Raw genomic sequence first — 26,996 nt, 5'->3', positions numbered from 1 at the left:
GCATCTCCCAGGACGTGAGGGCGAACCGGAAGCACGGGGAGAGCGACGCGTACACCGTCGTCGGCGACGCGGGCCGCGGGCGCCTGCCGGACGCAGCGGACGACCAGGACATCCCGCTCCCTGCGATCACGGTGAATCCGTCGGTCCTCCTCGTCGCGGCCCCCGGCCGTGTCATCCTGCACCGCATGCTGCCGCTCGCCCACGACACCGTGCTCGGACTCGCGGGCGCGGCGCGGACCCGCGTCGCGGGCCGTCGCCGACGCGGGCGACCGGCGCCGGGCCCCTGCCACCTCATGGTCCGCCCGCGGCCCCGCACGGTGCGGAGCGACGACCCTCACCCCCGCGTACCGCGGAACGAGGGGGCGGCTCGGAACGGGGCGGCGCCGGACGGGGCGGTCCGGTCGGCGCCGGACGCGGCCGCTCGGAACGGGGCGGCGCCGGAAGCGAGTTGGCGCCGACCGGCCCGGCGCCCGGTACCACGCGACCACACCCCCGGACCGGACACCGGCCCGACCCCTCGGGGCCGGTTCGTGTGATCCCGCACTGTCACCCCACCCGCACGAGCCGCGCCCCGCTGCCCGATCCAGGAGGCCGCCCATGACCGCCCGTCCGCCCATCGCCGAGAAGAACGACGACTCCGAACTCGCCGAGTTCGGCTACCGGCCCGAACTCAAGCGCACCCTGGGCAACTTCCACACCTTCGCCGCCGGCATCAGCTACATCTCGATCCTCACCGGCACTTTCCAGCTCTTCTACTTCGGCTACGGCAGCGGCGGTCCCGCCTACTGGTGGTCCTGGCCGATGGTCTTCGTCGGGCAGTTCGCGGTCGCCCTCTGCTTCGCCGAGCTGGCCGCCCGCTATCCCGTGGCCGGCTCCGTCTACAACTGGTCGAAGAAGATAGGCAATCCGCATCTCGGCTGGCTCGCCGGCTGGATGATGCTGATCGCCTCCATCGTCTCGATCGCGGCCGTGGCGCTGGCCTACCAGCTGACGCTGCCGCAGATCTCGTCCGTGTTCCAGTTCGTCGGGGACGGCACCGGGACGTACGACGTCGCGACGAACGCGGTCGTCCTGGCCACGGTGCTCATCCTCTTCACGACCCTGGTGAACGCCTTCGGCGTGAAGCTCATGGCCACCATCAACAGCGCGGGTGTCCTGATCGAACTGGTCGCCACGGTCGTCCTCATCGTGCTGTTCGCCGTCCACATCACGCGAGGACCGCAGGTCGTCATGGAGACGCAGGGGCACGGGGCGGGCCAGTCGCTCGGCTACCTCGGCCCGTTCCTCGTCGCCTCGCTGGCCTCCGCGTACGTCATGTACGGCTTCGACACGGCCGCCTCGCTCGGCGAGGAGTCCCTGGACCCCTCGCGCAACGCTCCGCGCGCCATCATCCGGGCGATCGTCGCGTCGTTCGTCCTCGGCGGCCTGGTCCTGCTGCTCGCGCTGATGAGCGTCTCCAGTCTCAAGGGCGAGAGGCTGTCGACCGACGGACTGCAGTACATCGTCCTCGACGTGCTCGGACCGACGGCCGGCAAGGCGATGCTGTGGTGCGTGCTGATCGCGGTCACGGTCTGCGCGCTCGCCGTGCACACGGCGGCGATCCGGCTGGCCTTCGCGATGGTCCGGGACAACAATCTGCCCGCCTCGGCCCTGATGGCCCGGGTGAGCCCCCGCTTCCAGACCCCGGTGCTCCCCGCGGTGATCATCGGGGTGCTCGCCGTGGCGATCCTCGTCGTCAACATCCGCCAGCCGCAGATCTTCACGGTCGTCACCAGCATCGGCATCATCATGATCTACCTCGCCTACCTGGGCGTGACGGCTCCGATGCTGGTGGCCCGGCTGCGCGGCAGGTGGCAGCCCGCCGGCGACGGAAGGTTCTCCCTGGGCCGCTGGGGCCTCGCGGTCAACCTCCTCGCCGTGGTCTGGGGCGCGGCCATGACCCTCAACCTGATCTGGCCGCGGGCCGAGGTCTACAACGCCGCCGCCCCCTACCACTGGTACCTGCGATGGGGCGCCGTGCTCTTCGTCGCGGTCATCGCCGGGGGCGGCTTCGCCTACTACTGGTTCGTGCAGCGGCACCGCACCGGCGTCCTCGCCGAGCACCGGCTGCCGTCCGAGGCCGCCGCGCCGACCGCCGCCCCGGCGGCCGACTGAGGGGAGCGACTCCGCACGGAACGGGCCTCGTTCGACTACGACGCGCTCGGCGCCGGCCGCTTGTACATCCGCGTCGCGGTGATCTCGCTGTGCCCGGACTCCCCCGCGGAGGCCTCCCGCGGCAGACCCGGCCGCAGGTGCTCCTCCACGCTGATGTACTTCAGCCCGGCGCGCAGGTCGGCGTCGTTGCGCAGCCGGATGACGAGCGGGAACTCGGCGAGCGCGGTCGTGTCGAACAGGCCTGTCGTGTAGAGGAGTTGGACGCCCAGCGCGTCGGACACGGCACGCTGGAGCTCCAGCAGGTACGTCGCGTTGGCACGGCCGATCGGGTTGTCGAGGAACAGCGTGCCCGCGTGCCGGTGCTTGTCGCGGCCCCGGTCGTTGCTGCGCAGCGCCGCCATCGTGCAGTACAGGGCGATGGCGGCGGTGAGCAGCTGGCCGCCGGAGAAGACGTCGCCCATCTGTCCGACGGGGACGCGCTCGGCGCGCAGCACGGCGTCCGGCTTGAGGATCTCGACGGCGACGCCCTTCGGCTGGAGCGCGGCGCTGACGCCGCGCAGCAGCAGAGACATACCGTCGCGCCGCATGTCCGAGTTCTTCTTGACGGCGGCACGGGTGGCCTCGTCGACGACCTCGCCGAGCCGCTCGGTGAGGGTGGTCTGGTCCGGCTCCTCGAAGCGGATGCGCAGGAACTCCTGCCCGGACCACTCGCCGAGCCCCTCCGGCAGGCGGGAGAGCCGCTGCGCGGACCGCAGGGTGGCGAGCGACGACTCCACGAGCCCGCGCAGCCGGTCGACGATCGAGTCCCTGTTGCGCTCCAGCTGCGCCAACTCGTCGGTGAGCACCCTCAGTCGGGGCGCGAACGCGTCCGCCCACTTCTGCGCGTGCTCGGGCAGCGCGGCGGCCGGCAGCTCGCGGATCTGCTGCCGGGCCGGGGTGCGCACCTGCTCGTAGCGCGTGGAGTTGGCATGCCGGACGAGGATGTCGCTCGCCTCGCGCACGGCGGCCTCGGCGGCGGACAGGTCGGCGGCGCAACCGCGCAGCGAGCGGCGGGTCTCGGCGGCGGCGTGCCGTGCCTCCTCCAGCGTGCCCGGATAGGGCTCGGTCTCCTCCTGCTCCTCCTCGGAGTGCTCGCGCAGCAGGTCCCGGAGCAGAGCGGCCGTCTCCTCGAAGCCGCCGGCCGCGTCCTCCGCGGCGCGGTGCGCGTCGAGCAGCTCGGCGTGCGCCTCGCGCGCCTGGCGCAACGCCTCGGTGCGGGCGGCGAGTTCGGCGGTCGCGGTGCGCAGCAGCGCCTGGGCGTGCTCGGCGTCCCGGGGGGTGAGCTCCTCGGGAAGTTCGGTGTGGGTCTCGCCGTCCTCGGGGGCGTGCCGCTCCGCCTCACCGCGCAGCCGCCCGAGCTGCTCGCTCGCGGTCGACATCCGGGTCTCCAGGAGCTGCACGAGTTCCTCGGCGCGGGCGGCCGCGGCCTGCCGGGACGGACCGTCGGAGCCGTCCGGAGACTCCAGGAGCTGCCCGGCGCGGGTGCGCACCTTGTTGCTGAGCCGCTCGAACTCGGCGATCGCCGCGCTCTCGTCGCTCTCCGCCCGCGCCTGCTCGGCCCGCAGGTCGGCGCCGACGCCGACCTTCTCGTACAGCTGGGAGGCGGCGCGGTAGGCCTCGCGGAGGGCGGGCAGCGAGGTCTTGGTGCCGTCGGCGGCTCCAGGCGTGCCGCCGTCCTCCTCCTGCATGTCGTCGGGCACGCCCGCGATCTCGGCCCGTTCGGCGCGCAGGGCGCGGGCCGTGCGGCGGGCGTCGTCGGCGGCGCGCTGAGCGGCGCGGCGGTCCTCGTCGGCGGCGCGGGCGCGCTCCAGGCAGACCTGGGCTCGGGTCTCCGACTCCGCCGCCTCGTCCGCCAGTTCCCGCAGTTTGACCTGCCAGCCGGCGCGCTCGCGGAGCCGGAACGCGAGTCCGGCCAGGGCGTCGGCCGCCCGCCGGGCCCGCTGGGCGGCGTCCTGCCGCTCGTCCCGCACCAGGGCGGCCTCGGCCGCCTCCTCGTCGGCCTCGGCGCGGACGGCCCGGGCCTCGGCGAGTTCGGCCTCCGCCTCCTCGGCAAAGGCGCGGGCGTCGCGGGCGGCGGTGGCGAGCTCGACGAGCCGCCCCGCCGGGCACCCGGCCCGCCACGAGGCCAGCCGGGCGGCCAGTTCGCGGTCCTTGCCGAGGCGGGCCGCGAGCGTGCGGATCTCCTCGTCCCGGCGGGCGGCGCGGCCGCGCAGTGCCTGGCGCTCCTCGTCCGCGGCGTGCTCGTCGTGCATGGCCGGGTTCGGCGGTACGAGGAACACGTCGGTGCTGCCCTCGCCCGGAGCCGGGGTGGGGGCGAGCAGCGCAGCGGCGGTGCCCACGGCCACGGCGGAGCGCGGCAGCAGGGCGGCCTCGCCGAGCGCCTGCCGGGCCCGGGCGTGGGTGTCCGGGTCGGTGATGATCACGCCGTCGACCAGCTCCGGGCGGGCGGTCAGCACGCGCGAGTGGTCGGCGGGGTCGACGGCCTGCGCGAGGTAGCGCCAGCCGGGCAGCGCCGGGATGCCGTGCTCGCCGAGGAATTCGACGGTGGCCAGGACGTCGGGGCCGGGCGGCAGCAGTCCGCCGTCGCCGAGGGCGCCGAGGATCCGCGCGTCGTCGGCCGCGGCCGTCCTCAGTTCGAAGAGGTGACGCTCGGCGGAGGCGACGCCCTGGTCGAGCAGCTCACGCAACTCGTCGGCGTACCGGTCCAGTTCCTCCGGAGTGAGCGGGGCGCCCCCGGGAGGGCCCGCCTCCCCGGCGCTCTCGTCCCGCCGGGGCTGCGGGACGCCGGTCCGGGCCGGGGCGCCGGGCAGGCCGAGCAGTTCGGTGAGCCGTTCCTCGCCGGCCAGGGACAGCGCGGTGCGCTGCTCGGCGTCGTAGGCACGTTCCGCCGCCGTGGCCGCGTCCGCCGCGCGGGCCGCCGTGAGCTCGGCCCGGGACGCGGCGGAGGCCGCCTCCCTCGCGTGCTCCGAGGCGCGCCGGGAGGCGTCGCGGGCGGCGTCCCACGCTGCCACGGCCGACTTCTCCGCGTCGCTGGCGGCCAGCGCGGCCCGCGCCGGGTCGGCGTCCGGGGCGCTGTCGTCCAGCCAGCCGGCGCGCACCGCCTCGGCGGTCTCCTGCTCGACCTCGGCCAGTCGCTGGCGCAGGTGTCCGACCTCGCTGCGGGCGCGCTGCGCCTCGGTGGCGGCGGCCGTCGCGTCGCGGTGCGCGGCCTCGCCGATCTCCTGCAGTCCGGCGGAGCGCTCCTCCTCCTCGTTGGCGAGCGCCTCGGCCCCTTCCGCGGCACCGTGCAGGGCGCGGACGAGGTCGACGGCGGCCTTGGCGCGGGCGGCGAGCGCGGGGGCCGCGTCCCGCTCGGCCTCCCGGATCGCGGCGGCGACCCGAGCGGAGCGGTCGGCGGCGGCGCGGTGCCGCAGGACGAGCTCGGCGGCCTGCCAGGCGGCGTGCAATGTCCGCGCGTCGGCCAGTTCCCGCTTCTGGGCGGCCGCCGAGCGCTCGGCCCCGGCCAGGGCCAGGGAGGCGTGGCGGTAGGCCAGTTCGGCCGCGATCAGCGCGCTCCTGGAGCGGGCGCCCTCGGCCTCGGTGACGGTGTGCGCGGCGGCCGTGACCTGTCCGGCGAGGTCGCCCACGCGGTGCCGTTCCTGCACCGAGCGTGCGGACAGGCGCCGGGCCAGGGTGCGGGTGCGCCGCTCGGCGCCGGTGTGGACGTCCCGGGCGCGGCCGCGGGCCTCGGCCGCGTCGACGATCCGCCCGAGCAGGTCCACGGACCCGGCCGTGAAGTCCCGCTCGGCGATGAGTTCGGCGCGGCGGCCCAGCTTGTTGCCGAAGCCGCCGACGAGGTCGGCGAGCCCGTCCGTGTCCCGGGTGTCGGTGACCGCGCGGAGCAGCAGATCGGTGAAGTCGGAGTCCTTCTTGACCGCGAAGAGGCCGGCCGCCTCGCCCTCGTCCGCGTTCATCTCGCGCTGGTAGCGGAAGAGTTCGGGGTCCAGGCCGAGGTCGCCGAGGTGCTCGTTCCAGCGGTCGTGGATGTCCTCCCAGTGGACCTCCAGGTGCGGGTACGCCTTGCCGGCCTCGGTGATCGCGTCCCGGAAGCCCTTCATGGTGCGGCGGCGCCCCTGCGCCCCGGAGACACCCTCGACGGACGGCCGTACGGCGGTGGCCTCGGCGACGGGCAGATTGTCGAGGCTCAGTCCGGGGCCGGGCCGGAAGGAGTACCAGGCCTCGGCGAACTTGCGCGGGTCGTTGGAGACCTGGCGCCCGCGCCATTCGCTCACCTTGCCGACGACGACGCACTCCCCGGTCAGCGTGTGCTGCCATTCGAGTGCCACGTGCCCGCAGTCGTCCGCGAGGAGGAACTTGCGCAGGACGCCGGAGCTGGCGCCGCCGAGCGTGTTCCGGTGGCCCGGCAGCATCACCGAGAAGATCAGCTTGAGCAGGACCGACTTGCCGCCGCCGTTCTCCAGGAAGAGCACGCCCGCGGGTGCGGGGCGGCGCGGCGGCCCGATGGGCTCCTCCTCGAAGAACTCCGCCTGGGTGGGCGCGGGGTCGGGCACGGGCTCGCCCACGCCCCTCAGGTCCAGGACGGTGTCGGCATAGCGCGCACCGGCGGGCCCGATGGAGTAGAGGCGTACCCGGGACAGCTCGTACATGGCGGCGGACTCTCGTGATCGTGTGGGGAGGCGGTGCGGTCAGGAATGGAACGGCAGCCCGGCGTCGGCGACCAGCTCCAGGTCGTCGGTGTCCTCGGCGGGCAGCAGGCTGGCGGTGCCGTCGGTGACCGGGACGACGCCCAGCTCCAGCAGTTCGGCCAGGGCGGCGCTGCCCGCCATGTCGCGGACCTGGAGCTGGTAGCGGGCGGTCGTCCGGTACGTCCCTCCTGAGTCGTCCCCGGTGCGCTGCAGGAAGCCGGAGTCGGTGAGGAACGCGACGGCCTTGCCGACGATGCCGGTCGTCGAACCGGCCAGTCTGCGGGCGTCCTTGGTGGCGCCGGTGGAGCTGCGCCGCGCCCAGATCCGCCAGGCGGCCTCCAGTCCCGGGGCGTCCGTCGCCGGGTCGGTGTTCTCCCCCTGCTCGTCGGCCCGCTCCTCCAGCCGGCGGCAGGCCTGCCGGACGAAGGCGTCGACGCCGTTGACCGTGACCCGCCCGATGTAGCCGTCGTCGGCGAGGTCCTCCGGTCGCGGGAACGCCATGGCCGCGACGGCGAGGTGCGCGAGGCCGTGCAGGAACCGGTCGCCGGAGTCGGCGGACGTCCGGCGGGCGTAGTCGCCCATGCGGACGGCGAACACGGAGTCCTCGGCCGCGGTCACGGCCATCCCCGCGCGCGGGGACACCTCAAGGACGACCAGGCCGAGCCCGGCCGCCACGGCGTCGGCGAGCCGGGCGAACGGCGGGTCCTCGCGGTAGCGGCGCAGCAGCTCCGTGTACTCCTGGTCGCGGGCGGGCTGCAGCTTGGGCTGCAGCCCGAAGGCGACGAGCCGCGCCGCGTCGGCGGCGTCGGCGGGGGTGACGGCGGCGCTCGCCGGCACGGCGGCGGCCTCCGGTTCACTCCACTCGACGTGCTCGGTCACGGCTCAGGCTCCTCGGTTCGGCGGTACAGGGGTGACGACGCCCGGACGGGCGGGCGGTACGGCAGCGGGCGGATTCCCCGCGCGGCTTCGGGCACCGCGGCGGGGGCTCCCCGGGCCGTCGGTGGGCGCCGCGGGCGCCCGGGTCCGCCCGCGTCCGCCCGGGGACCGGGAGCCGGGCCCGGACGGCGGCCCGGACACGGCGTTCACGCCGCCTCCGTCCGGCCGGCGGCCATCCCGGCCGCGTCCAGCAGGGCCGTGCCGACGATGAGATCGGCGCCGCCGAACTCGGGGTCGTCCAGTTCGGTCCCGTCGTCCACGGCGAACAGGAGCTTCTCCTCGCCCTGCCGGTAGGCGGTCCCGACCGGCGGGCTGGCCGCGTGGACGGCCAACAGGGCGACGAGATAGGGCAGTTCGGGGTCCTTGCGACGGGCCTCGGCGAGCAGTCCGGAGAGCCGCCGGGGCGCGTCGGCGGGGAGTTCGAGCAGCTCCATGGCGGCCGCCAGCTGCTCCTCGCTGAAGCGACTGTCGTCCGGCGTGGCGATCAGATCGGGTTCCGGCATCTCGGCGCCGAGGTGCTCACGCTCCACAGGAGGCGTGAGCAGTATGTCCACCAGGTCCGCGACGCGCACCGAGATGGGCGTGCGCAGTCCCGTCCCGCGTGCGAAGAAGGCGTCCGTGACGCGCGTCGCCTGCTCGACCGGGAGGGGCAGGACGGGGGCGACGAGATGACCGTAGAGATCGATCCCCGAGGTGGTCATGGGGGTGGCGAAGGCCTGCCGGTCCTGCTCGGCACGGAAGAGCGGTCCCGCCTCCAGCAGCCGGGACTGCAGCTGCGTGTGCCGACGGATGCAGTCCTTGACGATGTCGACGAGCTCGGCGGCGCGCCGCTTCTGCTCGGAGTCCTCGGACTCGTCCCGGGCCTTGCGGATGTTGGTCAGGATCGCGTTCTCGTGGCGGTAGCGGTCGGCGACGTGGTCGAGGGCCTCCGCGATCATGTCGGGGACGGCCTGCAGCCAGTCCACCGCCCGCACGTTGCGCCGGGTCGCGTCCAGGGCTCTGCGCAGGGTCTCCGAGTACTGCACGGTGCGGTACCTGGCCTGCTCGGCGGCGAGCTGCGCGTCGGCGAGGCGGCCGCGGCTGATCAGCACCTCCAGCTTGACCTCGGCGGCGATCTGCGCGCTGGTGACGTCCGTGTCGAGGGCACCCACGAGGACGTTCACCGCCTCGTCCGTCGTCCGGAGGTAGACGCTCCCGCCGTAGCCGGGCACCTCCTCGATCAGCTTGAAGTCGTAGTCGCGGCGGACGTAGGAACCGTCGGAGGCGAACGTCCCGTAGACCGCCCGGAAGCCGCGGTCGACGCTGCCGACGTTGATCAGGTTCTCCAGGACCCAGCGGGCCACGCGCTCGTGCTCGGCGACGGGCCGCCGGGGAGCCTGGGCCGCGATGCGGGGGATGAGGCGGGCGACTATCTGGTCGTGGTCGGCGCCCGTGTCGAAGTCCATGTTCAGCGTGACGAGGTCGATGGCGGCGAGGGCCACCTCCGCCATCCCGTACACCGAGTACTCGCCCGCGAGGTTGGCCTTGCGCGCGTCGAGGTCGTGCAGCGGCGCGGTGCAGGCGAGCGCGCGCAGCCGCCGCGCCAGTCCCTCGTCGGCGGCCGGACCCGGGGCGGGGCGCGGCGCCGCGCTGAGCTGGGGCGGAACACGGTCCGTCGATGCAGGCGAAGTCACGGTGCACAGACTAGGTCCTCGGTCCGACAACGGTCGAAACGACGCAGAAGCGCCCAGGCGCCCGGGGCCCGCGCGCCCGCCGCGAGGTCCGCCGGCCTCAGCCGGGGCCCTTCCCGCCGTCCGACACCCGGCGCGCGTACACCTCCACCAGCCCCGCGAGGGAGTCGTCGAGGTACCGCGCGAGGAGCGTCTCCGCCTCGTCCCGCCGGCCCGCCTGGAGGGTCTGCAGGATCTGCCGGTTGCGTGCCAGGTAGGGCTCGTGCAGGCGCCGTGGGTCGTCCACGACGTGGAAGGCGAGGCGCAGTTCGGCGAAGACGCTGCGCATGACCTCGTCGGTGCGGGCGCTCCCGGCGAGCGCCACGAGCTCCCGGTGGAAGTGGATGTTGGCGGTGGAGACGCCTTTCCAGTCACGTTCCTGCGCCGCGCGCTGTCCTTCCGCGACGGCCGCGGCGAGCCCCTCCACCGCGTAGGGCGGCTCGCCCAGGCCCCGGACCACGGCGCACTCGACGAGGCCGCGGGTGCGGTAGATGTCCGTCACGTCCTCGACGGTGAGTACCCGCACGAAGACCCCGCGGTTGAGTTCGTGCACGAGCAGCCGCTCGTGGGTGAGCAGCCGGAACGCCTCGCGCAGCGTGTTGCGGGAGACTCCGAGCGCGCCGCCGATGCTGTCCTCGGACAGCCGCGTACCGGGCGGGAAGAACCCCTCGGCGATCCGGCTCCTGAGGATGTCCGACACCCGCTCGGCGGTGCTGGTGCGGCCCAGCAGGGCGCGGTCGTCGGCCAGTCCCGTCAGCTCTGCCATGCCCGGAATTCAACCGCAGACACGAGAACGAGACAACACGGGTATTGAAGGATCGTTCAACGATCCCCTACCTTGACGGTCAGGCGCCGGCCGCATCCGTCCGGCGCCACCGCTTCCGCACGGCACGGCACGGCTCAGCCCCTCACGCACCCTTCGTCCCTCACTGCGAGGTGCCCATGAGCACGACCCCTCCCCCTCAGGCCCTGAAGACCGGCCCTGGGCCCGGAACCGGCGAAACCCCCTCCGACGACGGCCCGTTGGGCTGGCTGCACGCACTCGGTCCGCAGGGCCGCCGCGCCTTCGGCGGCGCGTTCGGCGGCTATGCCCTGGACTCCTACGACTACTTCACGCTGCCGCTGAGCATGGTCGCGCTCGCGGCCTACTTCGGGCTCGACAGCGGCCAGACCGGTCTCTTCACCACCGTCACGCTGGTCGTCTCGGCGATCGGCGGTGCCGTCGCCGGCGTGGTCGCCGACCGGATCGGACGCGTCAAGGCCCTGATGATCACGGTGATCACGTACGCGGTCTTCACGGTGGCCTGCGGCTTCGCCCCCAACTACGAGACGCTGCTGGTGTTCCGGGCACTGCAGGGACTCGGCTTCGGCGGGGAGTGGGCGGTCGGCGCGATCCTCGTCGCCGAGTACGCGAGCCCCAGGCACCGCGGACGGACTCTCGGCGCGGTCCAGAGTTCGTGGGCCGTGGGCTGGGGACTGGCCGTCGTCGTCTACACGCTGGTGTTCCAGTTCCTCGGCGACGACCTCGCGTGGCGGGTGATGTTCTGGACGGGTGCGCTGCCCGCGCTGCTCGTCGTCTGGGTGCGCCGCCGGGTGCACGACGCGCCGGAGGCGGAGGCCGAGCGGAAGAGGAACCCCCGGAAGGGCTCCTTCACGGCCATCTTCAGTCCCGGCACCGCCGACGCCCCCGGTCTGCTCCGCACCACCGTCTTCGCGGTGCTGCTCTCCACCGGTGTGCAGGGCGGCTACTACACGTTGGCCACCTGGGTGCCGACCTACCTGAAGACCGAGCGCGGCCTGTCGGTCGTCGGCACGGGCGGCTATCTGGCGTTCCTGATCTCCGGTGCCTTCATCGGCTATCTCACCGGCGGCCATCTGACCGACAGGCTGGGCCGCAAGCGCAACATCCTGCTCTTCGCGGTCCTGTCCGCCCTCGGGATCCTGACCTACGCCAACATCCCGAGCGGCGCCGACACCCTCCTGCTGGTGCTCGGCTTCCCGCTCGGCTTCTGCATGTCGGCGATCTTCAGCGGCTTCGGGTCGTTCCTCAGCGAGCTGTACCCGACGGCGGTCCGGGGCACGGGACAGGGCTTCACGTACAACACGGGCCGCGCGGTGGGCGCCGTCTTCCCCACCCTGGTCGGCTTCCTGGCCGACAGCTGGGGCGTCGGCGGGGCCCTGGTGTTCGGCGCGATCGGCTACGGCCTGGCGGCGCTGGCGCTGCTCGGGCTTCCCGAGACCCGGGGGAGGGAGCTCCGGTGACCCGCACCGCTCATGACCGTGCCGTGACCCTGCTGGACGGACACGCGCACGCGTGGACCCCCGGCACGGCCCGGGAACGCTTCCGGGCGGGCCTGTCGGGACCCACCGCGGGCGTCGCCGCGGGGCACACCCAGGCGAACCTGATCTCGGTCCCCGCCGACTGGGCGTACGACATGCTGCTGTTCTGCCAGCGCAATCCGAAGCCGTGCCCGGTCCTCGACGTCACCGACGCCGGGTCCTGGACCACACCGCTCGCGCCGGGCGCGGACCTGCGCACGGACCTGCCCCGCTACCGCGTCTGGGAGCACGGCGAACTGGTGGCCGAACCGACGGACGCCGTCGGCCACTGGCGCGACGACCTGGTCTCCTTCCTCATCGGGTGCAGCTTCACCTTCGAGTGGGCGCTGACCGAGGCGGGCGTGCCGATGCGCCACATCGACCAGGGCCGCAACGTCCCGATGTACGTGACCGGCCGTCAGTGCCGCCCGGCGGGACGGCTGCACGGGCCCGTGGTGGTGTCGATGCGTCCGGTGCCGCCGCAGCACCTGGCCGCCGCGATCAGGGAGACGAGCCTGCTGCCGGCGGTGCACGGCAGCCCCGTGTACTGCGGGGATCCGGCCGCCCTCGGCATCGGAGACCTGTCCGCCCCGGACTTCGGCGATCCGGTGGACACCGAACCCGACGACATCCCGGTGTTCTGGGCGTGCGGGGTGACGCCCCAGGCCGCGGTCATGGCGTCGCGCCCGCCCTTCGCGCTGACCCACGCGCCGGGGCAGATGTTCATCACGGACGCCCGCGACGAGCAGTACCGCGTGGCCTGAGCGAGGGAACGGGATCCGATGACCCCGATCGACCTGAACGCCGACCTCGGCGAGGGATTCGGCCGCTGGCGGCTGACGGAGGACGAACAGCTGCTGTCCGTCGTCACCAGCGCCAACGTGGCCTGCGGCTTCCACGCCGGGGACGCGATCACCATGCGGCGGGTGTGCGAACTGGCGGCCGACCGCGGGGTACGGATCGGCGCTCAGGTCTCCTACCGCGACCTGGCGGGGTTCGGGCGGCGCGCGATGGACGTGCCGCCCGACGAGCTGGCCGCCGAAGTCGCCTACCAGATAGGCGCTCTGGAGGTCTTCGCCCGGGCGGCCGGCACGCGGGTGTCGTACGTGAAGCCGCACGGCGCGCTCTACAACCGGGTGGTGCACGACGAGGAGCAGGCGCAAGCGGTCGTCGACGGAGTCGTGCTCGCGGGACCCGGCCTCCCCGTGCTTGGCCTGCCGTCCTCCCGCCTGCTGGAGCTGGCCGGCAGGGCCGGACTGCCGGTCGTCACCGAGGCGTTCGCGGACCGCGCCTACACACCGCAGGGCACGCTGGTCCCCCGCTCCCGGGACGGTGCGGTGATCACGGACGGGGACGGGGTCGTCGCACGCTCCCTGGACCTGGCCCGCTCCGGGGTCGTCGCGGCCCTCTCGGGGGAACGGATCACGGTCCGGGCCCGCTCCCTGTGCCTGCACGGGGACACACCGGGCGCGGTGGACCTCGCCCGCCGGGTCCGGGCCCGCCTGGAGTCCTCGGGCGTCCGCGTGGAGGCGTTCGCGTGAGGACGCTGCCGGTCGGCGAGCACGCCCTGCTGGTCGAGGTCTCCTCGGGCGAGGAGGCCCAGGCGCTGCACGCGGAGCTGCTGCGGCGCCGCGCGGACGGCGCCCTGAGCGTCGGGGAGATCGTGCCCGCGGCCCGCACGGTCCTCCTGGACGGCGTGCCGGACCCCGCCCGCCTCGCGGAGCGGCTCACCGGCTGGGAGATCCCACGGCTGCCGGCGCGCGCCGACGGGATCGTGGAGATCCCCGTACGCTACGACGGCCCCGACCTGGCCGAGGTCGCGGCGCTGTGGCGGGTCGCCCCCGAGGAGGTGGCCGGCCTTCACAGTGCGACCGAGTTCCGTGTCGCCTTCTGCGGGTTCGCGCCCGGCTTCGGCTACCTCACGGGGCTCCCCGCCCGGTACGACGTCCCCCGGCGCGCGACCCCTCGGACGGCCGTCCCCGCGGGTTCCGTGGGTCTCGCGGGCCGGTACACCGGCGTCTACCCCCGCTCCTCGCCCGGGGGCTGGCAGCTGATCGGCACGACGGACGCGGTCCTGTTCGACCACCACCGGGTGCCGGCCGCGCTGCTGGCGCCGGGCACCCGGGTCCGCTTCGTACCGGCGGGCGGCTCATGACGGACCACGCACTCGCCGTCGTCCGCGCCGGCGCCCTGACCACGGTGCAGGACCGGGGGCGCCCCGGTCACGCCCATGTCGGGGTACCGCGCTCCGGGGCGCTCGACGCGCCGTCGGCAGCGCTGGTGAACCGGCTCGTCGGGAACCCGCCCGACGCCGCAGTCCTGGAGACCACGCTCAACGGCTGTGCCGTGCGGCCGCGTTGTGCCGTCACCGTGGCGGTCGGCGGCGCGCCCTGCCCGGTCACGGTGGACGGACGGCCGGTGCCCTGGGGCGCTCCGGTCAGGGTCCCCGCAGGAGCCCTCCTGGACGTCGGTCCCGCGTCCGCGGGTGTACGCAGCTATGTGGCCGTCGGGGGCGGCGTGCGGGTGGAACCGGTGCTCGGCAGCCGCTCCACCGACCTCCTCTCCGGCCTCGGTCCCCCTCCGCTCACGGACGGCACGGTGCTTCCGCTCGGCCCACCCGGCGGCACCCACGCGCGCGTGGACGTCGCTCCGCACCCCGCGCCGCCCTCCGCCCTGGTCCTGCGCGTGACGCTCGGGCCGCGTGACGACTGGTTCACGGCCGCGGCGCTGCGTACGCTCACCGGCCGCACCTACCGGGTGTCGTCCGCGAGCAACCGCATCGGCCTGCGCACGGAGGGGCCGGCCCTGGAGCGTGCCGTCCCCGGGGAGTTGCCCAGCGAGGGCCTCGTCCTCGGCGCGGTCCAAGTACCCCCGGACGGCAGGCCGGTGGTCTTCCTCGCGGACCATCCGACGACCGGCGGCTATCCGGTCGTCGCCGTGGTCCGTCCGGCCGACCTGCCCGCGACCGCACAGGCCGTCCCGGGTACACCGGTCCGTTTCGTGGCGGTGCGCCGCCGCCCCTGACCTCCGCGGCCGGCTCCCGGCAACCAGGCCTGCGCACACCGCACTCGAGGGTCCGGCGGAGTCCCGCTCCCGGTCACCGCGTGAGCCGGACGCGCGAGCCCTTCGGCGGGCCGGCCGCCCGGGGTGCCGCGTCGTGCGCGGCGAGGAAGGCCGCGACGGCCGCGCCCCAGCCGAAGCACTCGGCACGCGCGCGTGCCGCCTTCCTCCGCTCACCCTCCGGCCGCGCCAGCAGCGACAGCACCGCGTCCGCGAAGGACCCGCCGTCGCCCGCGGCGCAGGCACCGGCGGCCCCGATCACCTCGGGGAGCGCGGACGAGGCGCCGGCGACCACCGGTGTACCGCAGGCCATCGCCTCCAGGGCGGCGAGCCCGAAGGTCTCGGCGGGCCCCGGCGCCAGGCACAGGTCCGCGGAGGCCTGGAGCGCTCCGAGCGCCGCCCGGTCGGCCACGTGCCCGAGGAAGGTCACGGGCAGGCCCCGGTCCCGGGCGCGCAGTTCGAGCCGGGAGCGCAGCGGCCCGTCGCCGGCCACGACGAGCGCCGCGCGGCGTCCCCGCCGCAGCAGCGCCTCCAGGGCGTCGAGGGCCGTGCCGGGCCGCTTCTCGACCGACAGCCGGGAGCACATCAGGAGCAGGGTCTCCCCCACGCGCGCGTGCCGGGCCCGCACCGCGGGATCCCGCAGCGCGGGGTGCCACCCCGCCAGGTCGACGCCCAGCGGAGCCCTTACGACGTTGCGGGCGCCGATCCGCACGAACTCGCGCTCGGCGAACTCCGTGGTGCACACCACCCGGGCATAGGTGTGCGCCGTACGGGTGTTGAGGGCGTCCGCGGCCCGCCGGGCCACCGCCCCGGGGAGTCCCCAGGCCCTCAGGACGCCGTCGGCGCTCTCGTGGGAGACCATCACGGCCGGCACCCGGGCCCGCCGCGCCCACGCCCCGGTCCAGCGCAGCGTGGTCCGGTCGGAGACCTCCAGCCGGTCGGGCGCGAGCGACTCCAGCAGGGCCGCCACCCGCCGCCGGTCCGTGAGGACCCGGTAGCCACCGGTGCCGGGCAACGGCGGCCCGGGCAGCGTGATCACCCGCCCCTGGGCGGTCTCCCGGTCGGTGGCACGGTCCCCGGGGACGATCAGCACGGCCTCGTGCCCGGCCGCACGGTACCCGGCGCCCAGTTCGCGCAGCGCGGTCCGCAGGCCCCCCGAGGCGGGTGCGACGAAGTTGGCGACCCGCACGATCCGCAGGCCGGCCGCGCCCTCCGTACGGGCGGTGTCCGCGGGCGGGGTCATGCGGCCACCGCCGTCCGTGTGGCGAGCACGTCCTCGTAGTGCCCGACGAGCAGGTCGCCGACGGCCGCCCAGCTGCGCCCCTCCACGGCGGCCCGTCCCGCGGCCCCGTAGGCGGCGCGCAGCGCGGGGTCGGCGGCGAGCGACCACACCGCGTCCCGCACCGCGTCCGGGTCACCCGGGGGGACGAGGAGCCCCGTGCGTCCGGGGGCGACCAGGTCCAGCGGCCCGCCCGCGGCGGGCGCGACGACCGGTACTCCGCAGGCCATGGACTCCTGCACGGTCTGGCAGAAGGTCTCGAAGGGCCCGGTGTGCACGAAGACGTCCAGCGAGGCGACGATCCTCGCGAGGTCGTCGCCGGTACGCCGGCCGAGGAAGACGGCACCGGGGAGCGCCGCGTCGAGCGCCGGCCTGCTCGGCCCGTCCCCCACGACGACGACCCGCACGCCCGCCAGGCCGCAGACCCCGGCGAGCAGCTCGACCTGCTTCTCCGGGGCGAGCCGGCCGACGTATCCGACGATCAGCTCGCCGCCGGGCGCCAGCTCACGCCGGAGCGCCTCGTCCCGCCGGGCGGGGTGGAAGCGGACGGCGTCGACCCCGCGCGGCCACAGCCTCAACCGGGGCACACCGTGCGCCTCCAGATCCCGCAGCGCGGCGCTGGACGGGGCCAGGGTGCGGTCGGCGGCGGCGTGGACGGAGCGGATCCGCCGCCAGGCCGCGGCCTCCCCCGCCCCCATGTACGTCCGGGCGTACCCGGCGAGATCGGTCTGGTAGACGGCGACGGCGGGGATGCCGAGCCGGGTGGCGGCGGCCATGCCGCGGACGCCCAGCACGAAGGGGCCCGCCAGGTGGACGAGGTCGGCGCGGTGCTCGGCGATCGCCGCGGCGACACGGCGGCTGGGGAGGGCGACCCGGACCTGGGGATAGCCGGGGAGCGGCAGGGAGGGGACCCGGACGACGGGGCAGGGCGCCAGGGCGTCGGGGCCGTGCCCGGCCGCGGTGGCCGGGGCGACGACGAGGGGGGCATGGCCGCGGTCGGCGAGATGCCGGGCGGTCTGCAGGGCGCAGTGGGCCACGCCGTTCACATCGGGGGGAAAGGACTCGGTGACGATGACGACACGCATACCCGTGTTGTCGTCGCGCCGGACGTGGCCGCGTCGACGTGGATCTGTCCGGGCGAGGAACGTCCCGTGAGCGTTGCGCTGCGCACCCGCGCAGGTCGGCCCGCGGCCACGACCGCCCGCCCGCGGGTCATCCGGTGTTCACACGGCGGGCATGTCGGGTCCGATCCGGCTGCGTACCGCCGTCTGCACCTCGGCCTCCTCGGCCGGGTCCGCGGCGAGCCGGCGCAGTTGGTCGACGACGCGGGCGTCGCCGGTCTCCGCGTGCCGCGCGGCGACCTCGCGGGTGGACTCCTCGCAGTCCCACAGGCACTCGACGGCGAAGCCGGCGGGGAAGGAGGGGTCGGTGGCGGCCAGGGCGCGTGCGGCCCGGCCGCGCAGATGGGACGAGGCGGTCTCGCGGTAGACGTGGCGCAGGACGGGTCCCGCGGAGGTGATGCCGAGGCGTCCGGCACCGTCGACGAGCGTCCACAGGGTCGGCGCGTCGGGCCCTTCGCCGCGGACCGCTTCCCGCAGGGCGCCCAGGACCAGTTCGCTGTCCTGTGCGCCGCCCCGGCAGGCGAGCATCCGGCCGGCGGCGGCGCCCAGGGCGTCGGGACGGTGGGCCCAGTTGCGGGCCCGGTCGACGGCGGCCACGCTGCGCATGCGCTCGAAGGCGTCCACGGCGGCCTCCACCACCAGGGCCGTGCCCTCGGCCGCGGCGCCCTCGACGAGATCGAGGGCGGCGGGATCGTTGCTGTCGGCGAGGTAGCGCAGGGCGGTGCAGCGGGCTCCGTCGCCGCCGCTGCGAGCGGCCTCGACGATCTCCGGACGGTCCTCGGGCCCCGCGACGGCGGACAGGCAGCGGGCGGCCGGCACATGGAGCGCGGCGCCGCGGTCGAGCCCCTCCTGGGCCCAGTCGAAGACGGCCCGCACGCTCCAGCCGGGTCGCGGCCCGGCCGGACGCATCTGGCGTTGCCAGCGGTCGAAGGACCCCTGTTCCTGGGCGGCCCGCACCCGGGCACCGACCGAGGCGCGCGGATCCTCGGCCCACAGCCGCCAGGGCCGGGGCTCGAAGGCGTCGCGCACCTGGGCGGCGAGCTCGGCCTCCCCGGCCGCGTCGGCGGGGAAGCGGGCCAGTACGGGGGCGGCCAGGCTGCGCAGGCCCGCGTCGTCGTCGCGCAGGGCCAGCTCGTCCAGGGCCCAGGCCCAGTTGGTGCCGGAGGCGGCGTACCTGCGCAGCAGCTCCAGCGCGTCGCGCCTGCCGTACGAGGCGAGGTGGCCGAGGACGGCGAGGGCGAGCCCGGTGCGGGACTCGCAGGTGTCGAGGACGTCCTCGGTGTCGAAGAGGTGCCGCTCGATCGCGTCGAGCTCACCGTTCAGGTCGAGGTAGAGACGGGCGTAGTAGAGGGAGCGGTTCTCCACCTGCCAGTCGTGGCGGGGGTCGCGCAGCACACAGTGGTCGAGTGCCGCGAGCGCTTCGGCGCGCGGAGCGGTGAGCGCGTGCAGCGTGCCGTCACCGCGGCCCCTCTGGAGCAGGCCGAGCAGCGTACCGCTGGGCGCTATGACCGGATCGAACATGGGAAACAGCCTCACATCAAGCGTCGACGCAACCGGGGATCGTGCTTTACCTGGCCGCGTGACAACACGTCGGGGCGCCCGCCGTTTCCTGCTTGCTGTAGACCATCTTCCTCTGCCTCTCGTCGGTGGCCCGTGCGGGCCGCGTCACGGGCCCGCGCGGTGCGGCAACACCTGCCCAGCCATCGCGTCCGTGAATCACGACGTCATGATGACCCAGCGGTTCTTCCTGCCGCGACCGCATTTCCGGCGGCCCCGTACCGCCTCCCCCGTTTCTTGCGTTCTGCCTGGTCAGGGCAGTGAGATCAGTGTGCGCCGAACAGTTCGAGCAGTTCCGTCCGGCCGAACATCCGGGCCGTCTCGACCGCCGACGGCGTGCCCGCGGCCGGATCGGCGCCGCCGTCCAGGAGCACCCGGATCACGGCTTCCTCCCCCTTGAAGACGGCTCCGGCGAGGGGGGTCTGGCCCCGGTCGTTGATCCGGTTCGCCTCCGCACCGCGCTCCAGCAGGGCGCGCACCGCGTCGGCGTGGCCGTGGTAGGCGGCGAGCATCACGAGGGTGTCGCCCCGGTCGTTGGTGAGGTCGGCGGGGACGCCCGCGTCGACGTACTCCACGAGCGTTCCGGTCTCGCCGCGGCGCGCCAGATCGAAGATCTTGGTCGCCAGCTCCACGACCTCGGGGTCGGGGGCTTCACTCATCGGCCGGACCGCCTCTCACTACGACTACTTCGGGGACTGCGGGAGCTTACGACAGCGAGCGGTGCCGTCGCGCCCGGGAGGGTACGGCGGCGAGCGGCGCGGCCGTACGGGTGAATCGCCAGCGTACTGGCTCCGGGAGCACATGAGCGGCGCCGACCGAGGCAAAGATCAGCACGGACACCGCCGGACACGTCGGGCACGGCTCGGGTGGCTCCGACGGCTCCGCCGTTCGGGGGAAATCTGGGGAATTTCACTCAGTTGCACCTTTTATCGTATGGATACATCCTGTGAGCCTGGAAGAACTCATGGTGACTGTCCCCACAACCAGGAGCCAAAAATGATCCTGTCCATCTCCGGCGTCGTTCTGCTCGGCATCATCGTCTTCCTCTTCTTCCGCAAGGACGGACTCAAGGCGTCGCACGCCATGGTCTCCGCCCTCTTCGGCTTCTACCTCGCCAGCACGGCCATCGCGCCGAGCATCAAGGCGGGCGGCGAGAGCCTCGCGGGCCTCCTCGGCGGAATCAAGTTCTGACGCCCCTCCCCTACGCACGCACGATCAGGAGACAGCTGTGGCGCGGCGCCCTCTTCCCCGCATTCTGAGCAACGGCAGCGCACAGATCGCCCGGAGCCGGGAGCTGGCCCGGACGGCGGCCGACAGCGCCACCGATGTCCTCCACCCACTGATCACGATCACTCGTGGACTGCGCCGGCTGGCTGCCGCCGGGCGGCGCAGGTGGGCCGACACACCGAAGGACCGGCGCGGGCCGCTCCTGTTCCTGGTCGCTTCGGTGGTCCTGGTCGTGGCCCTGGTGCCGTACGGGCCGCTGCTGGCCGTCATCACGGTGATGGCGGCGGCGGCCTGGAAGGGCCGCGACCAGCGGCCGGCGGAGCCCACGGGCCCCGACGAGCCGCAGACCAAGCGCCTGCAGTCGCTGTACGAGGCGCTCGTCCCGTACTTCTCGGCCGCGGAGGACCCCGCTCCCCTCTACGCCCACGGCGGCGAGTGGGAGAAGGCCTTCCCGTCGTACGAGTTCGACGAATCCGGCCGGGTGTCACGGCTACTCGTCCGCTATCCGGCGTACTTCACGGACGGCGAGGCGGAGTCCCGCGCCCGGATCGAGCAGCTGCTGCACGCGAAGTCGGGGCGCGGCCGCGAGTACCACTTCGTCTGGGACGAGGAGGGCAACGAACTGTCGGTCTCGGTGCTGTCCCCGCTCCCCACCGACATCGCCGCCCAGCGCTTCGTGACCGCGCCCGGCGAGACGGTCCTCGGCTTCACCGACCCGAGCGACGTCCAGCGCACGCTCCCCCTCACCCACGGCGAGGAGCAGCGCGACGTTCCCCCCGTCGTCTGGCGCACGGGCGTCCGCTCGACGGAGCCGCATCTCCTGGTCGCGGGCGAGCCGGGCAGCGGCACGACCACGCTGCTCCGCTCGATCGCCCTCCAGGCGCTCCAGCACGGCGACGTCCTGATCGTCGAGGGCGGCGGGACCGGCGAGTTCGCCTGTCTGACCGGCCGCGACGGCGTGCTGGCCGTCGAGTGCAGCCTGACCGGCGCGTTCACCAGTCTGGAGTGGGCCGCGCACGAGACGGAGCGCCGGCTGGTGGCGGCCAACAGCGCCCGGCAGGCCGGCCGGCCCGCACCGGACGACATCAGGCGCCCGCTGTGGATCATCCTGGACCGCCCCGGCACACTCGGCCTGATGGCCGCGGCGGACGGCCGCAAGGACCCCCAGTCCCTGCTCCAGGTCCCGCTTCGGCACGGTCGCGCGGCCAATGTCACGGTCGTGGTGGCCGACCAGTTCGACAGCCTCGACGCCCTCTCCGACGCCGTACGGCAGCACACCCGCGCGCGTGTGGTGCTCGGACCGGCGACCGCGTCCCAGCTCCAGGCGGTGCTGGGCGTGCCCCCGCACACCACACCGACCCCGGACACCCCGGCCGGGCGGGGCTACGCCCGGCTCGGCTCGGGCCCGGTGCACCGTCTGCAGGTGCCGGCCACCCCGGACCCGTACGACGACGCGACGAGCGAGGCCCACCGCCGGGCGGTGCTCGACCTGCTGCCGGAGCGCACGACTCCGGTGGGGCCCGAGCAGCTGCCTCCGGTGGAGGCCGAGGCGGAACGGGCGGTGGAGATGGAGAAGAAGCCGGCCGCGGAGCCGGAGAAGCGTTCCGTTCCGGTGCTGGAGCCGCTCTCCACCGAGGTCGCGGTGGCCGAGAGCTGAGACCGTCGGCCGGGCCCGGCCCCCACCCGGGCCCGGCCCGCTCGTCCTGCGCGGGCGCTCAGGCCACGAACGTGCGCGGCGCGTCGGACCCGCCGCTCGCGCCGGTCTCCACCAGCCGGGCCGCCGCGGCCAGCCGGACCGCCGCCTCCTCGGCCACCGCGCCCGCCACTGTGAACGGCAGCCGCACATAGCCCTCGAAAGCGCCGTCCACCCCGAAACGCGGCCCCGAGGGCACCCGCACGCCGACCCGCTCCCCCACCTCGGCGATGCGCGAACCCGACAGCCCCCCGGTGCGCACCCACAGCGTGAGTCCCCCGCGCGGCACCGCGAACTCCCAGTCGGGCAGTTCCCGCCGGACGGCCGCGACCAGCGCGTCGCGGTTCTCCCTGGCCTGTCCCCGCCGCACCTCCACGGCCTGCTCCCACCCGCCGGTGCTCAGCAGCCAGTTCACCGCCAGCTGCTCCACCACGGGCGTCCCCAGGTCGGCGTAGGCGCGGGCGGAGACCAGACTGCGGATGACGTCGGGGGCCGCGCGCACCCAGCCGATGCGCATCCCGGCCCAGAACGCCTTGCTGGCCGACCCGACGGTGATCACCGTCGAGCCGGCGGGGTCGAACCCGCAGACCGGGCGCGGCATCTCGACGTCCTCGTCCAGGTGCAGTTCGTTCATGGTCTCGTCGACGACCAGCACGGTCCCCGCGGAGCGGGCCGCGTCGACCAGCCGGCGCCGCTGGTCCTCGTCCGCGAGGGCGCCGGTCGGATTGTGGAAGTCGGCGACCACGTAGGCGAGCCGGGGTGCGGCCTCGCGCAGCACCTGCCGCCAGCGGTCCAGATCCCAGCCCGCCAGCCCCTCGGCCATGGCGACCGGCACCAGCCGGGCCCCGGCCTCGCGCATGAGCTGGAGGATGTTGGCGTACGAGGGCGACTCCACGGCGATCCGTTCGCCGCGCCCGGCGAACAGATGGCAGATCGCGTCGATCGCGCCCATCGCACCGGTGGTGACCATGATCTGCTCGGGCATGGTCGGGATGCCGCGCGCGGTGTACCGCTCGGCGAGCATCGCGCGCAGCGCGGGCAGCCCCGCCGGATAGTCGCCGTGGGTGTGCGCGTACGGGGGCAGCTCCTCCAGGGCGCCCTGCACCGCACGCGTGAGCCACGGCTCGGGGGCGGGCAGTGCGGCGGTGCCGAGGTCGATCATGGAGCCGAGCGCCTCCGGGGGCAGCGGTTCCAGACCTCGCGCGGGCAGCGGGTTCCCGGCCGGTACCGAGGTCCAGCTGCCCGCCCCCCGCCGGGACTCCAGGAACCCCTCGCTGCGCAGCGCCTCGTAGGCCGCGGCGACCGTGGTGCGGCTGACGGACAGCGCCAGTGCCAGCTCGCGTTCGGCGGGCAGCCGCGCGGCGACGGGCACCCTGCCCTCGAGCACGAGCAGCCGGATGCCGTCGGCGAGCGCGCGATAGGCCGGCGGGCGGCGGGTGCCGGGGCCGGCGGGGCGCTCCTGCTGGGAGGTGAGCAGCCGGGCGAGCTGCGCCGCCCCCACCGCCGAAGTCCACTGCGCCATGACGACCAGTCCACCTTCCCCGAATTGGCCATGGATGAGGTCCGTTTCCTCACCACAGAGTGTCACGCGTCAGTCCACTTCGACCACTGGGGGCCTCCGTTGTCCGTCCACTCCGTTCCTCGGCGGCTGCTCGGCCGCCTCGTCCGGCTGTACGCCGGGCTGGCCCTGTACGGCGCCAGTTCCGCGCTGCTGGTGGAGTCGGGGCTCGGCCTCGAACCCTGGAACGTGCTGCATCAGGGCCTGGCCGAGCTGACCGGCCTGACCATCGGAGTGGTGTCGATCGCGGTCGGCGCGCTGGTCCTGCTCCTGTGGATCCCGCTGCGCCAGCGGCCGGGGCTCGGCACGGTCTCGAACGTCTTCGTGGTGGGCCTGGCCATGGACGGCACCCTGGCCCTGGTGCCCGGCGCCCACACCCTGGCCGTGCGGGTCCCGCTCCTCGTGGCGGGCATCGTGCTCAACGGAGTGGCGACCGGGCTGTACATCACGGCGGGCTTCGGGCCGGGCCCGCGCGACGGCCTGATGACGGGCCTCCACCGGCGCACCGGCCGCTCGATCCGCCTGATGCGCACCGGCGTCGAGGTCGCCGTGGTCGCCACGGGCTTCGCCCTGGGCGGCACCGTCGGGGCCGGCACCCTGCTGTACGCGCTGGCCATCGGCCCGCTGGCACAGCTCTTCCTGCGCGTCTTCGCCATCGCTCCGACGCCGGGCGGCGGCACGGTGGTTGCCGCCGGCTCACCGGAGCGCGCGATACTGCCCCGGTGAGCACGCACATACGTCACCCGTACCTCGACCATCCGGGCCCGATCGCCTTCGCGCACCGGGGCGGAGCGGCGGACGGACTGGAGAACACCCTGGTCCAGTTCCACCGCGCGGTCGAGGCGGGCTACCGCTACATCGAGACGGACGTGCACGTGACGGCCGACGGCCGGCTCGTCGCCTTCCACGACTCCACCCTCGACCGCCTGACGGACGGTGCGGGCCGGATCGCGGACCTCCCCTGGGACGCCGTGCGGCAGGCGCGCGTGGCCGGCCGGGAGCCGGTCCCCCTCTTCGAGGACCTCCTCGCCGCCTTCCCCGAGGTCCGCTGGAACATCGACGTCAAGGCCGAGGGGGCACTGCGCCCCCTGCTCGCGCTCGTCGACCGCACCGGCGCCTGGGACCGCGTCTGCGTCGGCTCGTTCTCGGAGGCGCGGGTCGCCCGCGCCGAGCGCCTGGCCGGCCCCCGCCTCGCCACCTCGTACGGCACCCGGGGCATCCTGGGCCTGCGGCTTCGCTCCTACGGCATCCCGGCCGCCCTGCGCGGTTCGGCGGTCGCGGCCCAGGTGCCCGAGACCCAGTCGGGCATCCCGGTCGTGGACCGCCGCTTCGTGCGCACCGCCCACGCGCTCGGCCTGCAGGTGCACGTGTGGACCGTGAACGAACCCGCTCGGATGCACCGGCTCCTGGACCTGGGAGTCGATGGCATCATGACCGATCACATCGACACGCTGCGCAAGGTCCTGGAGGACCGGGGCACCTGGGTCTGAGCCCCCGCGCGCTGTCCTTCAGGGGAGAGCGAGGGCACGGGTGGGCACCGACACCGTGCGGGCACCGGAGACCGCCGCGGTCGCCGAGCGGCGACGCGAACAACGCGGCTGGTACGTCTACGACTGGGCGTGCTCCGTCTACTCGACGAGCGTGCTGACCGTCTTCCTCGGCCCCTATCTGACCGCGGTCGCCAAGTCGGCGGCGGACGCGGACGGCTTCGTGCACCCCCTGGGGATCCCGGTCCGGGCCGGTTCCTTCTTCGCCTACGCCGTGTCGGCCTCCGTGGTCCTGGCGATCCTCGTGATGCCCCTGGCCGGCGCCGCCGGCGACCGCACGGGCCGCAAGAAGCCGCTGCTCGCCGTCTCCGCCTATCTGGGGGCCGCGGCCACCGCGGGCATGTTCTTCCTGGACGGTGACCGCTATCTGCTGGGCGGACTGCTGCTGATCGTCGCCAACGCCTCGCTGGCCGTCTCGATGGTCCTCTACAACTCCTATCTGCCGCAGATCGCCCCGCCCGAGGAGCGCGACGCGGTCTCGTCCCGCGGCTGGGCCTTCGGCTATGCGGCAGGTGCGCTGGTCCTGGTCGCGAACCTCGTCCTGTTCACCGCTCACGACAGCTTCGGCCTGTCCGAGTCGGCGGCCGTCCGCATCTGCCTGGCCTCGGCGGGCATCTGGTGGGGCGCCTTCACCCTCGTACCGCTCAGGGCCCTGCGCGACCGCCGGACGGCCGCGGCCGGAGCGCCGGTGCACGGCTGGCGGCAACTGGCGGCGACGGTCCGGGACATGCGCCGGCAGCCGCTCACCCTCGCCTTCCTGCTCGCCTACCTCGTCTACAACGACGGCATCCAGACCGTGATCTCGCAGGCCTCGGTGTACGGGTCGGAGGAACTGGGGCTGAGCCAGTCCACCCTGATCGTGGCCGTCCTGCTGGTCCAGGTGCTCGCCGTCGCGGGCGCGCTGGGCATGGGCAGGCTGGCCCGCGCCTACGGTGCCAAACGCACGATCCTCGGCTCGCTCGTCGCCTGGACCGTGACGCTCGGCGCCGGGTACTTCCTGCCCGCGGGCGCGCCCGTCTGGTTCTTCGTCCTCGCCGCCGGCATCGGCCTGGTCCTCGGCGGCAGCCAGGCCCTGTCCCGCTCGCTGTTCTCGCATCTGGTGCCGAGCGGGAAGGAGGCCGAGTACTTCTCCGCGTACGAGATGAGCGACCGCGGCATGAGCTGGCTGGGCCCACTGCTCTTCGGGCTCACCTACCAGCTGACCGGAAGTTATCGGGACGCGATCGTCTCGCTCGTGGCCTTCTTCGTCCTCGGTTTCGTGCTGCTCGCACGGGTCCCGGTGAGGCAGGCCGTGCGCGACGCGGGCAATCCCGTACCGGCCAGGATTTAGCATGCGACGCCAAAGGCCGGTAGTGTACGCGTTTGGCCTGCCTGGCGTACCGTTACTGCGCGTCAAAGAACACGAAACGCCGGGTGACATCTGCTCATAGATGTGACAAACCGGGCGCTGGTGGGTACAACAAGGGGCGGCTACGACGGCGACGCATGACCCACAACGGGAATCTTTACCGCCGACCGGACGTTGACCGGATGACGACGACAGCGACACCTGTCCTGTGGGCGACAAGCCCGGGAGGCACGATTCATGAGTGAGCGAGCTCTTCGCGGCACGCGCCTCGTGGTGACCAGCTACGAGACGGACCGCGGCATCGACCTGGCCCCGCGCCAGGCCGTGGAGTACGCATGCGAGAAGGGGCACCGGTTTGAGATGCCCTTCTCGGTCGAGGCGGAGATCCCGCCGGAGTGGGAGTGCAAGGTCTGCGGGGCCCAGGCACTCCTGGTGGACGGCGACGGCCCTGAGGAAAAGAAGGCCAAGCCCGCGCGTACGCACTGGGACATGCTGATGGAGCGGCGTACCCGAGAGGAACTCGAAGAGGTCCTCGAGGAGCGCCTGGCCGTTCTGCGCTCAGGCGCGATGAACATCGCGGTACATCCGCGGGACAGCCGCAAGTCCGCGTAACCCCTTCCCTGGGGTTGGGTGGCATACCAACACACGCACGACGACCGCGGGGAGCGGCCCGTCCCGTCCGGTTCTCGGGGTCGGCGTGGGTTGGGCCGAGGGGGGTGACGTCCCCCGGCCACACATTTGGAAAGGGATGGAGGGCCGGGGTA

The 26,996-nt window shown here is 74.2% G+C and carries 22 protein-coding genes; 13 read left to right on the top strand and 9 right to left on the bottom strand.

Annotated elements, in window-relative coordinates:
- Nucleotides 1-14: 14 nt before the first annotated feature.
- Both ACZ4NT_RS09475 and ACZ4NT_RS09470 read left to right on the top strand, forming a co-directional pair.
- Nucleotides 15-536 carry a hypothetical protein gene (locus ACZ4NT_RS09475; RefSeq protein ID WP_467724481.1) on the top strand — a complete coding sequence of 174 codons (522 nt, stop codon included), beginning with the start codon at nt 15-17 and terminating at the stop codon, nt 534-536.
- Between the two features lie 61 nt (nt 537-597).
- Nucleotides 598-2,154 (top strand): APC family permease, encoded by a 1,557-nt coding sequence (locus tag ACZ4NT_RS09470; protein ID WP_467724480.1) that lies wholly within the window; start codon nt 598-600, stop codon nt 2,152-2,154.
- 35 nt (nt 2,155-2,189) lie between these two features.
- On the opposite strand, the gene ACZ4NT_RS09465 is transcribed toward ACZ4NT_RS09470, so the two are convergent.
- The 4 genes from ACZ4NT_RS09465 to ACZ4NT_RS09450 all read right to left on the bottom strand — a co-directional run bounded on the left by ACZ4NT_RS09465 (nt 2,190) and on the right by ACZ4NT_RS09450 (nt 10,289).
- Nucleotides 2,190-6,839 (bottom strand): hypothetical protein, encoded by a 4,650-nt coding sequence (locus ACZ4NT_RS09465; protein WP_467724478.1) that lies wholly within the window; start codon nt 6,837-6,839, stop codon nt 2,190-2,192.
- 39 nt (nt 6,840-6,878) lie between these two features.
- Complete coding sequence (locus tag ACZ4NT_RS09460; protein WP_121404491.1) at nt 6,879-7,757, bottom strand: hypothetical protein; 879 nt, start codon at nt 7,755-7,757, stop codon at nt 6,879-6,881.
- Nucleotides 7,758-7,960: 203 nt separating this feature from the next.
- Complete coding sequence (locus ACZ4NT_RS09455) at nt 7,961-9,487, bottom strand: hypothetical protein (RefSeq protein ID WP_121404490.1); 1,527 nt, start codon at nt 9,485-9,487, stop codon at nt 7,961-7,963.
- A gap of 97 nt (nt 9,488-9,584) precedes the next feature.
- Nucleotides 9,585-10,289 carry a GntR family transcriptional regulator gene (locus tag ACZ4NT_RS09450; protein ID WP_121404489.1) on the bottom strand — a complete coding sequence of 235 codons (705 nt, stop codon included), beginning with the start codon at nt 10,287-10,289 and terminating at the stop codon, nt 9,585-9,587.
- Between the two features lie 176 nt (nt 10,290-10,465).
- Here ACZ4NT_RS09450 and ACZ4NT_RS09445 point away from each other — a divergent pair, with 176 nt between their 5' ends.
- From ACZ4NT_RS09445 to ACZ4NT_RS09425, 5 genes are read left to right on the top strand one after another with little or no spacing between them, the layout of a single operon-like run.
- A complete protein-coding gene (locus tag ACZ4NT_RS09445) occupies nt 10,466-11,785 on the top strand; it encodes an MFS transporter (RefSeq protein ID WP_121404488.1) in 1,320 nt (439 codons plus the stop codon).
- A complete protein-coding gene (locus tag ACZ4NT_RS09440) occupies nt 11,782-12,606 on the top strand; it encodes a putative hydro-lyase (protein WP_467724475.1) in 825 nt (274 codons plus the stop codon). Before ACZ4NT_RS09445 ends, ACZ4NT_RS09440 begins: the two co-directional genes overlap by 4 nt.
- 18 nt (nt 12,607-12,624) lie before the next feature.
- Nucleotides 12,625-13,383 (top strand): LamB/YcsF family protein, encoded by a 759-nt coding sequence (locus ACZ4NT_RS09435; protein WP_467724473.1) that lies wholly within the window; start codon nt 12,625-12,627, stop codon nt 13,381-13,383.
- Nucleotides 13,380-13,997, top strand: a complete 618-nt coding sequence (gene pxpB, locus ACZ4NT_RS09430) for a 5-oxoprolinase subunit PxpB (protein WP_121404485.1) — start codon at nt 13,380-13,382, stop codon at nt 13,995-13,997. The genes ACZ4NT_RS09435 and pxpB overlap by 4 nt, the downstream gene beginning before the upstream one ends.
- Nucleotides 13,994-14,866: a 5-oxoprolinase subunit C family protein gene (locus tag ACZ4NT_RS09425; protein ID WP_121404484.1), complete on the top strand. Its 873-nt coding sequence runs from the start codon at nt 13,994-13,996 to the stop codon at nt 14,864-14,866. The genes pxpB and ACZ4NT_RS09425 overlap by 4 nt, the downstream gene beginning before the upstream one ends.
- Nucleotides 14,867-14,939: 73 nt before the next feature.
- Here ACZ4NT_RS09425 and ACZ4NT_RS09420 read toward each other — a convergent pair whose 3' ends face one another.
- The 4 genes from ACZ4NT_RS09420 to ACZ4NT_RS09405 form a co-directional block, all read right to left on the bottom strand.
- Nucleotides 14,940-16,145, bottom strand: coding sequence for a glycosyltransferase (locus ACZ4NT_RS09420; RefSeq protein ID WP_467724471.1), 1,206 nt, complete (start codon nt 16,143-16,145; stop codon nt 14,940-14,942).
- On the bottom strand, nt 16,142-17,266 hold the full coding sequence (locus ACZ4NT_RS09415; RefSeq protein ID WP_467724469.1) for a glycosyltransferase family 4 protein: 1,125 nt from the start codon (nt 17,264-17,266) through the stop codon (nt 16,142-16,144). The genes ACZ4NT_RS09420 and ACZ4NT_RS09415 overlap by 4 nt, the downstream gene beginning before the upstream one ends.
- A gap of 138 nt (nt 17,267-17,404) precedes the next feature.
- The gene (locus tag ACZ4NT_RS09410) at nt 17,405-18,823 is read right to left on the bottom strand and encodes a HEAT repeat domain-containing protein (protein ID WP_121404481.1); all 1,419 of its coding nucleotides are present in this window, start codon (nt 18,821-18,823) and stop codon (nt 17,405-17,407) included.
- A gap of 302 nt (nt 18,824-19,125) precedes the next feature.
- Nucleotides 19,126-19,518: an ankyrin repeat domain-containing protein gene (locus tag ACZ4NT_RS09405; protein ID WP_121404480.1), complete on the bottom strand. Its 393-nt coding sequence runs from the start codon at nt 19,516-19,518 to the stop codon at nt 19,126-19,128.
- Between the two features lie 337 nt (nt 19,519-19,855).
- Here ACZ4NT_RS09405 and ACZ4NT_RS09400 point away from each other — a divergent pair, with 337 nt between their 5' ends.
- Together ACZ4NT_RS09400 and ACZ4NT_RS09395 are read left to right on the top strand one after the other, a co-directional pair.
- Complete coding sequence (locus ACZ4NT_RS09400) at nt 19,856-20,050, top strand: hypothetical protein (protein ID WP_121404479.1); 195 nt, start codon at nt 19,856-19,858, stop codon at nt 20,048-20,050.
- Between the two features lie 37 nt (nt 20,051-20,087).
- Nucleotides 20,088-21,743 (top strand): P-loop NTPase family protein, encoded by a 1,656-nt coding sequence (locus tag ACZ4NT_RS09395; protein WP_467724466.1) that lies wholly within the window; start codon nt 20,088-20,090, stop codon nt 21,741-21,743.
- A 58-nt stretch (nt 21,744-21,801) separates the two neighbouring features.
- On the opposite strand, the gene ACZ4NT_RS09390 is transcribed toward ACZ4NT_RS09395, so the two are convergent.
- On the bottom strand, nt 21,802-23,301 hold the full coding sequence (locus ACZ4NT_RS09390; RefSeq protein ID WP_121404477.1) for an SCO1417 family PLP biosynthesis transcription factor: 1,500 nt from the start codon (nt 23,299-23,301) through the stop codon (nt 21,802-21,804).
- A 99-nt stretch (nt 23,302-23,400) separates the two neighbouring features.
- Between ACZ4NT_RS09390 and yczE the strand changes: the two genes are divergently transcribed.
- From yczE to ACZ4NT_RS09370, 4 genes are all read left to right on the top strand, one after another.
- Nucleotides 23,401-24,063 carry a membrane protein YczE gene (gene yczE / locus ACZ4NT_RS09385; RefSeq protein ID WP_467724463.1) on the top strand — a complete coding sequence of 221 codons (663 nt, stop codon included), beginning with the start codon at nt 23,401-23,403 and terminating at the stop codon, nt 24,061-24,063.
- A complete protein-coding gene (locus ACZ4NT_RS09380; RefSeq protein ID WP_121404475.1) occupies nt 24,060-24,827 on the top strand; it encodes a glycerophosphodiester phosphodiesterase family protein in 768 nt (255 codons plus the stop codon). Before yczE ends, ACZ4NT_RS09380 begins: the two co-directional genes overlap by 4 nt.
- A 40-nt stretch (nt 24,828-24,867) precedes the next feature.
- On the top strand, nt 24,868-26,214 hold the full coding sequence (locus ACZ4NT_RS09375) for an MFS transporter (protein WP_121404474.1): 1,347 nt from the start codon (nt 24,868-24,870) through the stop codon (nt 26,212-26,214).
- 255 nt (nt 26,215-26,469) lie between these two features.
- Nucleotides 26,470-26,844 (top strand): RNA polymerase-binding protein RbpA, encoded by a 375-nt coding sequence (locus ACZ4NT_RS09370; protein WP_003977404.1) that lies wholly within the window; start codon nt 26,470-26,472, stop codon nt 26,842-26,844.
- The last annotated feature ends 152 nt before the right edge of the window (nt 26,845-26,996 follow it).

The sequence above is a fragment of the Streptomyces sp. NPDC026417 genome (genome assembly GCF_055567695.1).
Note: the sequence above shows the minus strand (reverse complement) of the source record. Positions and strands in the feature narration are given on the sequence as shown.

What these genes read in the sequence shown, in the direction of transcription:
- ACZ4NT_RS09370 (WP_003977404.1), top strand. Translation starts at nt 26,470, where the DNA reads ATGAGTGAGCGAGCTCTTCGCGGCACGCGCCTCGTGGTGACCAGCTAC.
- ACZ4NT_RS09450 (WP_121404489.1), bottom strand. Translation starts at nt 10,289, where the DNA reads ATGGCAGAGCTGACGGGACTGGCCGACGACCGCGCCCTGCTGGGCCGC.
- ACZ4NT_RS09470 (WP_467724480.1), top strand. Translation starts at nt 598, where the DNA reads ATGACCGCCCGTCCGCCCATCGCCGAGAAGAACGACGACTCCGAACTC.
- ACZ4NT_RS09405 (WP_121404480.1), bottom strand. Translation starts at nt 19,518, where the DNA reads ATGAGTGAAGCCCCCGACCCCGAGGTCGTGGAGCTGGCGACCAAGATC.
- ACZ4NT_RS09415 (WP_467724469.1), bottom strand. Translation starts at nt 17,266, where the DNA reads ATGCGTGTCGTCATCGTCACCGAGTCCTTTCCCCCCGATGTGAACGGC.
- ACZ4NT_RS09410 (WP_121404481.1), bottom strand. Translation starts at nt 18,823, where the DNA reads ATGTTCGATCCGGTCATAGCGCCCAGCGGTACGCTGCTCGGCCTGCTC.
- ACZ4NT_RS09465 (WP_467724478.1), bottom strand. Translation starts at nt 6,839, where the DNA reads ATGTACGAGCTGTCCCGGGTACGCCTCTACTCCATCGGGCCCGCCGGT.
- ACZ4NT_RS09425 (WP_121404484.1), top strand. Translation starts at nt 13,994, where the DNA reads ATGACGGACCACGCACTCGCCGTCGTCCGCGCCGGCGCCCTGACCACG.
- ACZ4NT_RS09400 (WP_121404479.1), top strand. Translation starts at nt 19,856, where the DNA reads ATGATCCTGTCCATCTCCGGCGTCGTTCTGCTCGGCATCATCGTCTTC.
- ACZ4NT_RS09390 (WP_121404477.1), bottom strand. Translation starts at nt 23,301, where the DNA reads ATGGCGCAGTGGACTTCGGCGGTGGGGGCGGCGCAGCTCGCCCGGCTG.
- ACZ4NT_RS09420 (WP_467724471.1), bottom strand. Translation starts at nt 16,145, where the DNA reads ATGACCCCGCCCGCGGACACCGCCCGTACGGAGGGCGCGGCCGGCCTG.
- ACZ4NT_RS09435 (WP_467724473.1), top strand. Translation starts at nt 12,625, where the DNA reads ATGACCCCGATCGACCTGAACGCCGACCTCGGCGAGGGATTCGGCCGC.
- ACZ4NT_RS09445 (WP_121404488.1), top strand. Translation starts at nt 10,466, where the DNA reads ATGAGCACGACCCCTCCCCCTCAGGCCCTGAAGACCGGCCCTGGGCCC.